This window comes from Rhodoferax sp. (assembly GCF_028689295.1).
Lineage (GTDB): Bacteria > Pseudomonadota > Gammaproteobacteria > Burkholderiales > Burkholderiaceae_C > Rhodoferax.
The window spans coordinates 1-14,473 of the sequence record NZ_JAQTWL010000011.1 but is presented as its reverse complement, the minus strand read 5'-3'; the positions used below and the strand labels follow the sequence as shown (position 1 = coordinate 14,473).

General features: G+C 64.6%; 11 protein-coding genes and 1 tRNA gene. 3 read left to right on the top strand and 9 right to left on the bottom strand.

All coding sequences use genetic code 11. The features are described from left to right. Positions 1-3: 3 nt before the first annotated feature. Entirely contained in the window at positions 4-2,055 is a 2,052-nt protein-coding gene (locus tag PHF15_RS10675) for a DUF3488 and transglutaminase-like domain-containing protein (protein WP_300121012.1), read from the top strand. Positions 2,056-2,198: 143 nt separating this feature from the next. Next, positions 2,199-3,203, top strand: coding sequence for a lytic murein transglycosylase B (gene mltB, locus PHF15_RS10670; protein WP_300121182.1), 1,005 nt, complete (start codon positions 2,199-2,201; stop codon positions 3,201-3,203). Here the strand turns inward: mltB and PHF15_RS10665 are convergent. From PHF15_RS10665 to PHF15_RS10625, 9 genes are all read right to left on the bottom strand, one after another. Further along, positions 3,169-4,128 carry an alpha-E domain-containing protein gene (locus PHF15_RS10665; RefSeq protein WP_300121010.1) on the bottom strand — a complete coding sequence of 320 codons (960 nt, stop codon included), beginning with the start codon at positions 4,126-4,128 and terminating at the stop codon, positions 3,169-3,171. The two genes, mltB and PHF15_RS10665, sit on opposite strands and share 35 nt — an antisense overlap. A gap of 16 nt (positions 4,129-4,144) precedes the next feature. Further along, entirely contained in the window at positions 4,145-5,665 is a 1,521-nt protein-coding gene (locus tag PHF15_RS10660) for a circularly permuted type 2 ATP-grasp protein (protein ID WP_300121180.1), read from the bottom strand. Positions 5,666-5,824: 159 nt separating this feature from the next. After that, positions 5,825-8,314 (bottom strand): DNA internalization-related competence protein ComEC/Rec2, encoded by a 2,490-nt coding sequence (locus PHF15_RS10655; protein ID WP_300121008.1) that lies wholly within the window; start codon positions 8,312-8,314, stop codon positions 5,825-5,827. Between the two features lie 9 nt (positions 8,315-8,323). Beyond that, entirely contained in the window at positions 8,324-9,157 is an 834-nt protein-coding gene (locus PHF15_RS10650; protein ID WP_300121006.1) for an HDOD domain-containing protein, read from the bottom strand. Positions 9,158-9,162: 5 nt separating this feature from the next. Then, entirely contained in the window at positions 9,163-11,535 is a 2,373-nt protein-coding gene (locus PHF15_RS10645; protein WP_300121004.1) for a Tex family protein, read from the bottom strand. A gap of 13 nt (positions 11,536-11,548) precedes the next feature. Further along, positions 11,549-11,977, bottom strand: coding sequence for a GNAT family N-acetyltransferase (locus PHF15_RS10640; RefSeq protein WP_300121178.1), 429 nt, complete (start codon positions 11,975-11,977; stop codon positions 11,549-11,551). 71 nt (positions 11,978-12,048) lie between these two features. Further along, positions 12,049-12,990 (bottom strand): glutathione S-transferase family protein, encoded by a 942-nt coding sequence (locus tag PHF15_RS10635; RefSeq protein ID WP_300121002.1) that lies wholly within the window; start codon positions 12,988-12,990, stop codon positions 12,049-12,051. Positions 12,991-13,009: 19 nt separating this feature from the next. Next, positions 13,010-13,438, bottom strand: a complete 429-nt coding sequence (locus PHF15_RS10630) for a PaaI family thioesterase (RefSeq protein ID WP_300121000.1) — start codon at positions 13,436-13,438, stop codon at positions 13,010-13,012. A 3-nt stretch (positions 13,439-13,441) separates the two neighbouring features. After that, complete coding sequence (locus PHF15_RS10625; RefSeq protein WP_300120998.1) at positions 13,442-14,230, bottom strand: SDR family oxidoreductase; 789 nt, start codon at positions 14,228-14,230, stop codon at positions 13,442-13,444. A gap of 123 nt (positions 14,231-14,353) precedes the next feature. Here PHF15_RS10625 and PHF15_RS10620 point away from each other — a divergent pair. Beyond that, a tRNA-Asn gene (locus PHF15_RS10620) sits at positions 14,354-14,429 on the top strand. The last annotated feature ends 44 nt before the right edge of the window (positions 14,430-14,473 follow it).

Sequence of the window (14,473 nt, the reverse complement as noted above, 5' to 3'; positions counted from 1 at the left end):
ACCATGAAGCTGCCCACTTTGAGCCACCTGCCGCGCGACACCCGCGACACCCTGTTCGTGCTTGCAGTCATCGCCTGGGTGCTGGCGCCGCTGAGCCTGGAAGTGCCGCTGTGGTGCAGCCTGCTGAGTGCGGCGGTCATCGTCTGGCGGGGTGTGCTGGCCTGGCGCAGCCAGCCGCTGCCGTCCCGGTGGTGGCTGCTGGGTTTGCTGGCCTTGAGCCTGGTGGCCACGCTGATCAGCTTCAAGACCATTCTGGGGCGCGATGCCGGCGTGACGCTGGTGGTGGTGCTGCTGGCGCTCAAAACGCTGGAGCTGCGCGCCCGTCGCGATGCCTTCGTGGTGTTTTTTTTGGGCTTCTTTTTGATGCTCACCAATTTTTTCTATTCGCAGTCGCTGCTCACCGCCGCAGCCATGCTGCTGGGCTTGCTGGGCCTGCTCACCGCCTTGGTCAACGCCCACATGCCGGTGGGCAAACCGCCGCTGTGGCAGGCGGCGCGGCTGGCCGGCGGCATGGCGCTGCTGGGTGCGCCCATCATGGTGCTGCTGTTCGTGCTCTTTCCCAGAGTGGCGCCGCTGTGGGGTTTGCCAAGCGATGCCATGAACGGGCGCAGCGGCTTGTCCGCCAACATGACGGTGGGCAACATTGCCAGCCTGGCGCTCGACGGCAGCGTGGCCATGCGGGTGCGCTTCGAGGGCGCGGCGCCGGCGCAGTCGGCGATGTATTTTCGCGGCCCGGTGCTGTCCCACTTCGACGGCCGCAGCTGGCAAACGCGGCCCTCAAACTTGCCCAACCGCCTGCGACTGCCTGCCAACCTGAAAGTCGCGGGTGAGCCAGTCCGTTACCAAATCACGCTGGAGCCCAACCAACTGCCCTGGCTGCTGGTGCTCGATGCCACGCCCCAGGCGCCCGCGCTGACCGGCAAAAATGCCCGCATGACGCGCGAACTGCAATGGATACTGGACCAGCCGGTGACCGAGTTGCTGCGCTACAACGCCGTCAGCTACCCCAGCTTCCGGCATGGGCCGAGCGAGCGAGCGCCCGGCCTGGAAGAATACCTGGCGCTGCCCAACGGCTATAACCCGCGCACGTTGGAGCTGGCCGCCGAGCTGCAACGCGACCCGCGCTACGCCCGCGCCGACAACGCGCAGTGGGTGGCCGTGGTCATGGAGCGCCTGCGCAGCGGCGGTTACCGCTACACGCTGGAGCCGGGCGTGTACGGCCAGCACAGCGCCGACGAATTCTGGTTTGACCGCAAGCTGGGTTTTTGCGAACACATCGCCTCCAGCTTCGTCATCCTGATGCGGGCTTTGAACGTGCCCGCGCGCATCGTCACCGGCTATCAGGGCGGCGAAAAAAATACCGTCGATGATTTCTGGACGGTGCGCCAAAGCGACGCCCACGCCTGGACCGAAGTCTGGCTGCAAGGCCAGGGCTGGCAACGCGTGGACCCGACCTCGGCCGTGGCACCATCGCGCACCGGCACCCTGGAGCGCCTGACGCCCCCGCGCGGCGCCATTGCCAACGCGATCCTGGGCAACGTGAACCCGGCGCTGGCGCTCAATTTGCGCGCTGCCTGGGACGCCGTCAACAACCGCTGGAACCAGTGGGTGCTCAATTACAGCCAGTCCCGGCAACTGGACCTGCTCAAAAACATCGGCTTCAAGGAACCCAACTGGCAAGACCTGATTTACCTGCTGTGCGTCATCGTGGTGCTGGTCAGTCTTGGCGGCGCCGCCTGGAGCGCCTGGGAGCGCCACCAGCATGATCCCTGGCTGCGCCTGCTGCACCTTGCGCTGCTCAAACTAAAGGCAGCCGACATGGCGAGCGCCGCCAACAGCACGCCGCGCCAGTTGGCGCAGCAACTGCTGGACGATGCGGCGCGATCCACACGGTCAGCGCGCCAGCCCGATCCTGCGCGGCAAGCCTGGCACGACTGGCTGATCAGACTGGAGGCGCTGCGTTATGCGCCGGCTGGTGCTGGCCGCACTGGCAGTTTCAAACAGCAGCTCGCTACACTGCACAGCGAACTCAATCACCTGCCATCACCCAAGTGAAACCCTTTTCTCCTTCCCCACACTGGCGACAGCGCACGCTGCTGGCCGTGCTTGTTTTTGTCGCGGCCGCCACGCTGGCCGTCAGCGCCTCGGCGGGCAAACACGTCAGGAAAAAGGGCAAGACCACCGCCAGCGCCAGCGTTATCCCCGGCCCCAGCTATGCCCAGCGCCTCGACGCCCTGCAAGTGGCTGATGACATGGCCATGCGCCGCGACCTGGACCCGGTCTGGGTGCGCCAAACCATCAGCCAGGCCCGTTATGTGGCCGCCATTGCCAAAGCCGTGACCCCGCCGGCCGTGGGTGTGGCAAAAAACTGGCAGCTCTACCGTAGCCGCTTTGTCGAGCCGCTGCGCATCAAAGCCGGCGTCGCCTTCTGGCAAACCCATGGCGACACGCTCAAGCGCGCCGAGCAGGCGACCGGTGTGCCCGCAGAAATCATCGTCGGCATCCTCGGTGTGGAGACCATTTACGGCCAGCAGACGGGCAATTACCGGGTGCTGGATGCGCTCGCCACGCTGAGCTTCGATTTCCCGGCCAGCCACCCGCGCGCGCCCGAGCGCAGCGCTTATTTCAAAGGCGAGCTGGAACAGTTTTTAAGCTGGACACAACGCAGCGGGCTTGACCCGCTCAGCATCAAGGGCAGCTACGCCGGCGCCATGGGCTGGCCCCAGTTCATGCCGTCGAGCTGGCACCAATACGCGATCGACTTCGACGGTGATGGCGCCGTCAACCTGTTTGACAGCCCGGCGGATGCAATCGGTTCAGTGGCCAACTATTTCAAGGCCTTCGGCTGGCAGCCCGGTCTGGCCACCCATTTCCCGGTGGCGTTCGATGCGCAAAAGCTCGACATGGACGCGCTCATGGCCCCCGACATCCTGCCCACCTTCAGCGTGGACAGCTTCCAGGCGAAAGGCGCCGTGTTGAGCGGTGCGGCCCTGGCACACACCGGCAAGCTGGCGCTGATCGAGCTGCAAATGGGCGACGCGCCGCCCGTTTATGTGGCGGGCACCGACAACTTTTACGCCATCACCCGCTACAACTGGAGCAGCTACTACGCCATGGCCGTGATCGAACTGGGGCAGGCGGTGGCGCAGGCCATGGCGGCCCAGGCCGTCACACCGGCACCGGCACCAGAAAATCGCGACTGATGTTGGCGCCCAGATCGTTGATGCGATCGAGGAACTGGGTCAGGTAGGCGTGCAGGCCGGTGGCCAGGATTTCGTCGATGCGGCCATATTGCAGCTCGGCGCGCAGTTTGCCGGCGCGGCGCTGGGTTTCACTGGACTGGTCATTGGCCACCATGCGCAAATTGCCCACCACCTCGTTCAGGCTGGCGTGCAACGAGCGCGGCATGTCAGGGCGCAGGATCAGCAACTCGGCCACCCGCTCGGGCCGGATCACGTCGCGATAAACTTTGCGATACACCTCGAAACCGCTGACGCTGCGCAGAATGGCGCTCCAGTGGTAGAAGTCGTACTCCTGGTCCTTGCCGTTGGCGGTGCCGTAAAAGTCGTTGTCAACGGCGTGAAACTTCACATCGACCAGGCGCGCGGTGTTGTCGGCCCGCTCCAGAAAGGTGCCCAGGCGCATGAAATAAAGCGCCTCGTCCATCAGCATGGTGCCCACCGTGACGCCGCGCGACAGGTGCGAGCGGAACTTGACCCATTCGAAGAACTGCGACGGGTCGGCCTCGAAGTCGCCCTGCTTGATCATGCGCTTGACTTCGAGCCAGGTCTGGTTCTGGGTTTCCCACACCTCGGTGGTCAGCGTGCCGCGCACAGCGCGGGCGTTTTCCCGCGCGGCGCTCAGGCACGACACAATCGAGGACGGGTTGCTTTCGTCCTTGACCATGAAGTCCATCACCTCGCGGGCAATGATTTTGTCGTGTTTTTTCTTGTAGGCGGGCAGCAGTTCGCTGATCGACAGCAAACCCTGCCAGCCCGCCTGGGCTGCTGCGGCGGACTGCGGCAACAGCGAGGTCTGGTAGTTGACATCGAGCAGCCTTGCGGTGTTCTCGGCGCGTTCGGTGTAACGGTTCATCCAGAAAAGGTGGTCGGCGGTTCGTGAAAGCATGTTGATTCTCCGGTGACTATTTCGCTGGGGCTTCTGCCTGCGTCTGCGACTGCGACTGCGCCGCCTGCACAGGCGAGGCATCGTCTTCCAGAATCCAGGTGTCCTTGGTGCCGCCACCCTGCGACGAGTTGACCACCAGCGAACCCTCCTTGAGCGCCACGCGGGTGAGGCCGCCCGGCACCATTTGCACCGTCTTTCCCATCAACACATAGGGCCGCAAGTCGATGTGGCGCGGCGCAATGCCGCTCTCGACAAAGGTCGGGCAGCTCGACAGGCTCAGCGTGGGCTGGGCGATATAGCCGCCCGGGTTGGCCAGCACGGCCTTCTTGAAGTCTTCGACCTCGGCCTTGGTGGCCGCCGGGCCGACCAGCATGCCGTAGCCACCGGCGCCGTGCACTTCCTTGACCACCAGGTCTTTCATGTTGGCCATCACATAGGACAACTCGTCCTTGTTGCGGCACATGTAGGTCGGCACGTTGTTCAAGATGGGTTTTTCACCGAGGTAAAACTCGATCATTTTGGGCACATAGGGGTAGATCGACTTGTCGTCTGCCACGCCCGTGCCGACACCGTTGCAGATGTTGATGTGACCGGCCTTGTACACGTCCAGCAGCCCGGCACAGCCCAGGGTGGACGTTGGGAGGAACACCTTGGGGTCAAGGAAGTCGTCATCGACGCGGCGGTAAATCACATCGACGCGCTGCGGGCCGCGGGTGGTGCGCATGTAGCAAAAGTTGTCCTTGACGAACAAATCCTGACCTTCGACCAATTCAATGCCCATTTGCTGCGCCAGAAAGGCGTGCTCGAAGTAGGCGCTGTTGTACATGCCGGGCGTGAGCACCACCACGGTGGGCTCGGCCGTGGTGGGCGGGCTGCTTTCACGCAGGGTCTCCAGCAGCAGGTCGGGGTAGTGGGCAATGGGCGCCACACGGTGCATGCTGAACAGGTCGGGGAACAACCGCATCATCATCTTGCGGTCTTCCAGCATGTAGCTCACGCCGCTGGGCACGCGCAGGTTGTCTTCAAGCACGTAGTACTCGCCGTTGCCCTTGGCGTCAGGCGCGCGCACGATGTCGATGCCCGAGATTTGCGAATAGACGCTGTTGGGCAAATCCACACCCATCATTTGCGGGCGGAACTGGGCGTTCTGCTCGATCTGCTCGCGCGGGATCAAGCCCGCCTTGAGAATTTCCTGGTCGTGGTAGATGTCGTGCAGAAAGCGGTTCAGGGCTGTGACGCGCTGCTCCAGGCCGCGCTCCATGCTGCGCCATTCATGCGCCGGAATGATGCGGGGAATCAGGTCGAACGGAATCAGGCGCTCGGTGCCCGCGCCCTCGGCATCCTTGTCGCCATAGACCGCAAAGGTAATGCCGACGCGACGAAAGATCATTTCGGCCTCTTCCCGCCGTTTGGCCATCATGTTGCCAGGTTGGCGTGCCAGCCATTCGTCGTATATTTTGTAATGGTCCCGAATCTGTGCCCCATGGGTAAAAAACTCATAGGGCAGCTTGGTGTACATCTCGTCGAATTTCTGCATCATTTTTTACTCCTGCACTGGACTTAGCAAAGTTTAGGCCAAAGCGATGGAAGACACGCCATTGCGAAACCTGACCCCGTCATTGCGAGCGAAGCGCGGCAATCCATGACTTCCTGGATTGCCACCTCGCTTCGCTCCTCGCAATGACGGTGCCGGCCTTCATGGCACCACATGATGCCAATAGCGTTTTTGTACCTCACGGGCACACTGCACCCCATCCGGGTGCCAGGACTGCCAGCTTGCTGCACCACAATGAGGCGTATCGATCACCCTGATCCTGCGCTCATCGTACCGCACCAAAACAGGGCCTGCGGGGTGACCAAAGCGATTCCTGTAGCCCGCCTGCACCAGCGCCAGGCGCGGTTGCACGGCGTCCAGAAAGGCTGCGCTGCTGGAGGTTTTGCTGCCGTGGTGCGGCACCAGCAGCACATCGGCCTGCAAACTTCCTGCCGGATGGTCTGAGCCGGCGGCCCTGTCCTGGCTGCGCGCCAGCAATTGCGCCTCTTGCGCCTGCTCGATGTCGCCTGCCAGCAGCGCCGCCTGCCTGTCGTTGGCAATGCGCAGGGCGCAACTCATGGCGTTGGTCTTGCGCACATCGCCGTAGTCAGAGGCCAGCGGGTGCAGCACCTCGAACTCCACCCCGTCCCACTGCCAGCGCTGGCCGGCCACGCAGCGGGTGGCAGGTCGCAGGGCCTGCAGCGCGTGGTCAACTTCCATCGAACTCAGCAAACTGGCTTGCGGCTGCATTTTCAGCACGGCGATGGCACCGCCGGTGTGGTCGCTGTCGCGGTGGCTTAGCACCAGGGTGTCGAGCCGAACGCCCAGCGCGCGCAACAACGGCACCAGCACCCGGTGCCCGGCGTCGCTTTCGCGGCTGTACTGCGGGCCGGCGTCATACAGCAGGGCATGGTGGGCGGTGCGCACCAGCACCGCATTCCCCTGGCCAATGTCCGCCGCCAGCACCTCGAACTCGCCCGCCGGGATGGGCGCCGCCTGCCACAAGAGCAACGGCAGCAGCAGTGGCACGCCGCCGAGGCGCAGCGGCCAGGGCAGGCGCAGCGCCAGCAACAAGCCACCCAACACGCCCGCCGCACCGGCCCACCACGGCGCCTGCGCCAGGCTCATGCTGGCCCAGGGCCACTGCGCCAGCCCGCGCAGCAGTTGCGCCAGCAGCGTCATGGCCCAGGCGGCCATATCCCACAGCGGGTGCAGCAGCACACCCAGCATGGCCAGCGGCGTCACCAGCAGCGTGACCCATGGAATGGCCAGCGCGTTGGCCAGCAGACCCACCAAAGAAACCTGGCCGAACAGCAACAAACTCAGGGGCGTGAGCGCCAGCGTGATCATCCACTGCTCGCGCATCAGGGTCCGGAATCGGCTTTTCACGCCCGAACTGCCGGCGCGCGCAACACCGGCATCGGTGGCAAACAGCACGCCCACCGCCACAAAGCTCAGCCAGAAGCCGGCCTGCAACAGCGCCCACGGATCCACCGCCACCACCACCGCGCAGGCCAGCAGCCAGACCTGCGGCCAGGGCCAGCGCACGCCAGCCAAGCGCAAGGCGCCAACGGTGGCCAGCATCAGGATGGTGCGCTGCGCGGGCACGCCCCAGCCGCTGAACAGGGCGTAGGCGGTGGCCAGCGCCATGCCGCCGAGCAGGGCCGCGCTGGGCGCAGGCAGGCGCAGGCAGAGCCAGGCCGAGCGCCGCCACAACCAGCCCAGCGCCAGCGCCGCGGCCCAACCGAACATGGTGATGTGCAGGCCTGAAATACTCATCAGGTGCGCCACTCCGGTGGCCCTGAACACATCCCAGTCGGCGCGGTCGATGGCCGCCTGGTCGCCCACCACCAGCGCGGCGATCAGGCCGGCAGATTCCGAGTCAGCCAGGCGAAGCACAATCTGGTCGCGCACCTGGCCGCGCGCCCATTGCACCGGGTGCCGCCAGGTAAACGCCAGCCAGCGGGGCGCCGGGTCATGCGGGCCGGCGCGGACGTAGCCGGTGGCCTGCACGCCCTGCACCCACTGCCACAATTCGAAGTCGAAGCCATGCGGGTTGATGGCACCGTGCGGTGCCTTCAGGCGCACCGTCATCTGCCAGCGCTCACCCGCCTGCAGCGGTGCGGGCAGGCGTTGCAGTTCGCCCAGGGATTCCCCCGGGCCATCGCCACGGGCAAAAACGCCGGCATACCAGCCCAGTTCCAGCCGGGGCGGCAAGCGCAGCGGCTGCCCGTCCAAGCTGGCGCTCTCCAGATCGAGCAGAAAGCGCACGCCGCCTTCGAAGTGCTGCGGCATGGCAGCCACCACGCCAGTCACGGCCATGTCGCGCCCCTCCAGCGCGGGATCAAGTGCCTGGCTGCCAAACGCCTGGGCGCGCCAGCCGGTCGTGGCAAAAGCCAGCGCGGTAAACGCCGCACCCAGCAGAACCCAGCGCAGCGCGGGCCAGCCCACGCGCAAGCCGAAAACCAGAAGCAGCAGGCCCAGGCCAATGCCAAGCAGGTCATCACCGGCAGGCATCAACACCGCTTGCTGCAACTGCAAGGCGCTGCCCAGCAGCACCCCCAGCAGCGCAGGCGTCAAGCCACGGGTTGCGGCAAAGCGTGAAACCGCCGTTGAAGGATGCGGGCCGGCATAAATGTCAAGCGCCCGCATCACGTCGGGTCATGTTTGGGGAGCCGCCAGCACAGTCCCCGTCACCTGGCGCGACCAGTCGATGGGGTCTTGCTGCAACACCATGTCGATGTCGAGTCCCAGCATTTCAGCCACCAGCGACGGAAAAGTGACCGTCAGTGCGTTGTCCTGCAAGCCCAACTGGTTGGCGCGGGCGCGCCACTGGGCCAGGTGCAGCACCGCCGCCAAAGGCTCATAGGCATCGTTGTCGAAGGGCGCATGGGCGTAGGCCAGCGCATCGCACAAAATTTGCGGCAAGTGGGCCTGGCTGGCCATGGCCGAGCTGAGCTCGGTGCAACAAAACCCGAGCCGTTGGCGCTCGGTGCGGGCGCGCCTCAGGTCCAGGGGCAGACAACTTTCATCCAGTGCCAACGCCTGCGGCAGGTTCGATCGCATGACCAGTTCACCCAGCGCATGGATCAGTCCGGCCACATAAGCGGCCTGCTGGTTTTGCTGCAACAGCCCCGCCAGGGCGCGCGCCACCCGTGCGCAGTCCTGGCTGTAGACCCAGAACTGCATCAATGGCAAACCCGCATCGCCCTTGAAAGAAGCCTGCGCAAGGGCCTGGTTGACCATGTCTTGCACCTGCTCCAGGCGCAACAGCGCCAGCGCCTGCGCTATGCTGTTGACCTGTCCGTCCAGTCCGAAAGCGGGCGCATTGGCAGCCTGCAGCACGCGCAGGCTCAGCGCCGGATCGGCCTTGATGAACTGGTCGATGCGGCGCAAATCAGGTTGCAGTTGCTTGAGTTCGGTCAACAACAGCGCAAGCACCCGCGGGCTGCTGGGCAGCGGCGGTGCGTGGGCCAGCAGGTCAGCCGGTGTCATGGCGGCTAACTCCCCAGGCCTTTGAGTTTGGCAAATGCAGAAGACATGGCGTTGGATTGTGGCGCATGCGCGCGTGCCTGCGGGCGGGCGCCCTGAAAGCGGTTGTCACCGGCGCTGCCGCTGCGCGCCGGGGCTGCGCCAAGCTTCATCGTGAGGCCGATGCGCTTGCGCGCCACGTCCACCTCGACTACCTGCACCTTGACAATGTCACCGGTCTTGACGACCTCACGCGCATCGGTGACAAACTTGTGGCTGAGCTGGCTCACATGCACCAGCCCGTCCTGGTGCACGCCCAGGTCGATGAAGGCACCAAAAGCGGCCACATTGCTCACCGTGCCCTCCAGCACCATGCCTTCTTTCAGGTCGCGAATGTCTTCCACGCCGTCGTTGAACCGGGCCACCTTGAAGTCGGGGCGCGGGTCGCGGCCCGGTTTTTCCAGCTCGCCCAGAATGTCTTTGACCGTGATGACACCGAATTTGTCATTGGCAAACAGCTCGGGACGCAGCGTTTTAAGCATCTCGGCGCGGCCCATCAGCTCGGTCACCGGCTTGCCTGTTTTGGCGATGATTTGCTCCACCACCGGATAGGTTTCGGGGTGCACGCCGGTCATGTCGAGCGGGTTGGCCCCGCCGCGAATACGCAAGAAACCCGCGCTTTGCTCGAACGCCTTGGGTCCCAGGCCGGTCACCTTGAGCAACTGCTGGCGGCTGGCAAAGGCGCCGTTGACCTCGCGCCAGCGCACCACGGCCTTGGCCACGCTGGCACTCAGGCCCGACACGCGGCTGAGCAGCGGCACGCTGGCCATGTTGAGATCGACACCGACCGAGTTCACGCAGTCTTCCACCACCGCATCGAGCGTCTTTGCCAGCTCACTCTGGTTCACGTCATGCTGGTACTGGCCCACGCCAATGCTCTTGGGGTCGATCTTGACGAGCTCGGCCAGCGGGTCTTGCAGTCGCCGGGCAATGCTGGCGGCGCCGCGCAGGCTGACATCGACATCGGGCATTTCCTGACTGGCAAATTCACTGGCGGAGTACACCGAGGCGCCGGCTTCGCTGACCACCACTTTTTCCATCAACCGCTCGGATGACTTGGTCATGAGCTTGATCAGGTCGGCGGCCAATTTGTCGGTCTCGCGGCTGGCGGTGCCGTTGCCAATGGCGATCAGATTCACGCCGTGTTTTTCGCACAGCTGGACAAGCGTGTGCAGCGCGCCGTCCCAGTCCTTGCGCGGCTCGTGCGGGTACACGGTACTGGTATCGACCAGCTTGCCCGTGGCATCGACCACCGCCACCTTGACCCCGGTGCGAATGCCGGGGTCAAGGCCCAGCACCACACGCGGTCCGGCGGGCGCGGCCAGCAACAGGTCGCGCAGGTTGTCGGCAAACACCTTGATGGCCACGCGTTCGGCCTCCTCGCGCAGGCGGGCAAACAGGTCGCGCTCGGTGGACAGGCTCAGCTTGACGCGCCAGGTCCAGGCCACGCATTTGCGGATCAGATCGTCCGCCGCGCGCGCTTGGTGGCGCCAGCCGAGTTTGAGGGCAATACGCGCTTCTGCCAGCGAGACGGCGGGCACTGGATTGCGGGTCACGCCCGCAATGACAGGCAAGGGTTCAGGAACAATGAGCTTGGCATCGAGGATGTCCAGGCTGCGGCCGCGAAACACGGCCAGCGCCCGGTGCGAGGGCACGCGGTTGATGGGCTCGTCGTAGTCAAAATAGTCGCGGAACTTGGCCACATCGGCATGATTCTCGTCCTTGCCAGCCATCAACTTGCTTTGCAGCAGCCCCTCGGCCCACAGCCATTCGCGCAGGTCTTGCACCAGCGCCGGGGTTTCGGCCCAGCGTTCACTCAACAGGTCGCGCACACCATCCAGCACCGCTGGCACGGTGGAAAAATCGGGCTGTTTGTCTTCGCCCTCGACCACCGGGCGCAGCGGGATCACGTAGGCCAGCGCCTCGTCGGCTGGCACCAGCGCCGGGTTGGCAAACAGCGCGTCGGCCAGTGGCTCCAGCCCGGCTTCACGCGCCAGCTGGCCCTTGGTTCGGCGCTTGAGTTTGAACGGCAGATACAGGTCTTCGAGCTCCTGCTTGGTGCTTGCGGCGTGCAGCGCGGCCAGCAGCGCGGGTGTCAGCTTGCCCTGCTCGTCAATCGCCTTGATGATCGTTTGCAGCCGGTCGCGCAGCTCGCGCAGGTAGCCCAGACGGGCTTCGAGCTCGCGCAGTTGGATGTCGTCCAGGCCGCCGGTGGCTTCCTTGCGGTAGCGGGCAATAAAGGGCACGGTGGCGCCACCGTCGAGCAGTTCGACAGCGGCCGCCACCTGGCGCTCCTGCACCCTGATTTCTTGCGCGATTTGCGCGATTATGTTTTGTGTCACAGGGTATCGGTCGTCACGCCGGGCGCAGCATTTCAAGGTGCTGGATGCCGTCCTCCAGGTAGGGCTTGCCCGCATCCGCAAAGCCATGCTGGGCATAAAACCCGGCCAGATGCGCCTGCGCGCCAATGCGAATGGCCTGCGGCCCCCAGACCTGGCTGATGGCGGCCACCGCCTGCTCCATCAACACATGCCCCAAGCCGGTGCCGCGGGCGCTTTGGCGCGTCAGCACCCGACCAATGCTGGCCTCCGGGAACTTGACGCCTGCCGCAAAGCAGCGCGCATAGGCCTTCAATTCCTGGTCCTGCACGCCCAGCAGGTGCATGGCCTGGCGGTCGGCGCCGTCGATGTCCTGGTAGATGCACTGCTGCTCCACCACGAACACCTCGCTGCGCAGGCGCAACACCTCGTACAACTCGCCCACGCGCAAATCCTCGAACGACATCAGGCGCCACACCGGGGTGCGCGGTTTGCGCGACTTCGACCTGGATGAGCCCACCGACCAGAGTTTGAACGTCATGCTGTCAGCTCCTGCTTGAGCGCGTAGCCAACGCGCGGAAAGTGCACCCGCACCACACCCGCGCTCGGGTCAACGCGGCGCAGCGTGTAGCGCGTGCGGGTGGCGGCCACCAGCTCGCCCACCGTGGGCTCGGCGCCAAAACTCTCGGCGCTGATGCTGACCCGGCTGCCCAGCACAATACCGTGGTCGTCCTGAAAATGGTCATCCGTCTGGCGCCACGCAGCACCCGCTCCCGCGCAAACCGCAATGGCATCAGCCGCGCTCAAACGGCTCATCTGACCATGACCCAAAGCCGCCATCCTGTCCAGCCACGGCAACACCTGTGGCGTGGCCTGCAAAATCCCGGCCATGGCGGGCACCTGGGTGCGGGTGAACCAGAGCGGATGGTAGGCGGCAAAGTCGGCAATGGTGGGCGCATCACCCAGCAAGAAGTCATGCCAGTCGAGCATGTCGGCCAGGCGCCGCAAATAAGACTTGTAAGCGCTGGTAGCGTCCAGCGGGCGCGGCCGGTTCATGCCCTGCGCCATGGCCGAGCGGTCGGCGGCAAAGGCCTTGACCGCCTCCGCCGGCACCCCGGCAAAAAGTTCGGCCATGCCTGGTTTTTGCATGTTGTAGCCCATGGCCGCCCAAAACAGCGTGCTGTCGGCCCACTGCGCCAGGATGCGGGCCAGGCCTTTGCTGCCTTCGGGGTAAAGCGTCGGGCCGTGTTGAAAGTGCTCCAGCACTTCGCAAATCAGCGCCGTGTCGCAGTAAATGTCGGCACCGATTTGCAGCACCGGCGTTTTGCGATAACCGCCGGTGAGCGCCAGCAGGTCGGGCTTGGGCATCACGGCAGGAATGAGCACCGACTGCCAGGCGAGGTTTTTAAAACCCAGCACCGCGCGGACTTTTTCCGAAAACGGCGACATCGGGTAGTGGTGCAGGATCAGGTTTGGCATGGTGCCTCCAGGTAAAAAATCAGTCTGTGGCAATGGTTTGCAGCGCATTCACGCTCTTGGGGCCGGTGGCCAGGCGGCGCACGAACTTGAAGGTGCCGGTGGCGTGAGCACAGGCTTTGCCCTGCGCGTCGAACACCGTGCCTTCGGTGAACGCCATGGTGGCGGTTCGGTGCATCAGGTGCCCGCGCGCTGTGAGTGGGCCGCGCGCGGGCTGCATAAAGCTGGTTTTCATCTCGATGGTGACGGCACCCATGTCCTTTTGCACGCTGCGCGCGGCCACCGCCATGGTCACATCGAGCAGCGTCATGAGCGCGCCGCCGTGCGTCACCGCAAAAGAGTTCAGATGCTCAGGAAGCGGGTCATAGACCAGCTCGGAGCGTCCGTCCTCGAACAGCATGAGCGCAAAACCAAGATGCTCCACAAACGGAATCGCCACACCAAAGTCCATGTTTCAAGCTCCAATGACTGCACTCACACCACCATCCACCGCCAGCCACTGGCCGGTGATGTGCTTGCCCGCCGCGCTGGCAAACAGCAGCGTGACGCCTTTTAAATCTTCGTCATCGCCCAAGCGTTGCAGCGGTGCACCTGCTGCCAGATTGTCGGCACCCAGCGCGTCAATGGTGCCGGCTGTCATCTTGCTGGGAAAGATCCCCGGGCAAATGGCATTGACGTTGATGCCGTACTGCCCCCACTCGCAGGCCAGCGCACGGGTGAAGTTGATGACCGCGCCCTTGCTGGTGTTGTAGGCCAGCGTGCCCATGCCGGGCGGGTTGCCGCCCAGCCCGGCGATCGAGGCCACGTTGATGATGCGCCCGCCGCGCCCGATCATGCTCTGCCTGCCCACCATCTGGCTCAGCAAAAAGTAGCCGCGCACATTCAGCGCCATCACCTTGTCCCAGGCGGCCACCGGGTGATCTTGCGCCGGCGCGCCCCAGGTGGCACCGGCGTTGTTGACCAAAACGTCAATATCACCCATGCGCTGCAGGGTCTCGGACACCAGCTTTTGCAGGTCGGCCTCGACCGCGCAATCGGCCGCCACCCAGCGCGCATCGATGCCGGCGTCCTGCAGGTCGGCGCAAGCCGCCTCAAGCTCGTCGGCCTTGCGCGCGCACAGCATGAGGCGCCCGCCCGCCTCGCCCAGCGCGTGCGCCATTTGCAGCCCCAGCCCGCGCGAACCGCCCGTGATCAGGGCCGTCTGGCCGGTGAGATCGAAAAGTTGATGGGTGGTTCGGGGCATGGCAGGACACGGTGTTGGTAAGCGGCAAATTATGACCGAGTGCCCTGACCGGCCGCATCCCGGCAAATTTAGCCGGTGCCCAGCCAGAACAGCCAAAAAACTCCCCTATAATTCGCGGCTTGTTCCTCGATAGCTCAGTTGGTAGAGCGCCGGACTGTTAATCCGTAGGTCCCTGGTTCGAGCCCAGGTCGAGGAGCCAATATACGCTAGTGAATGAAGCCCTTACGAGAAATCGTTGGGGCT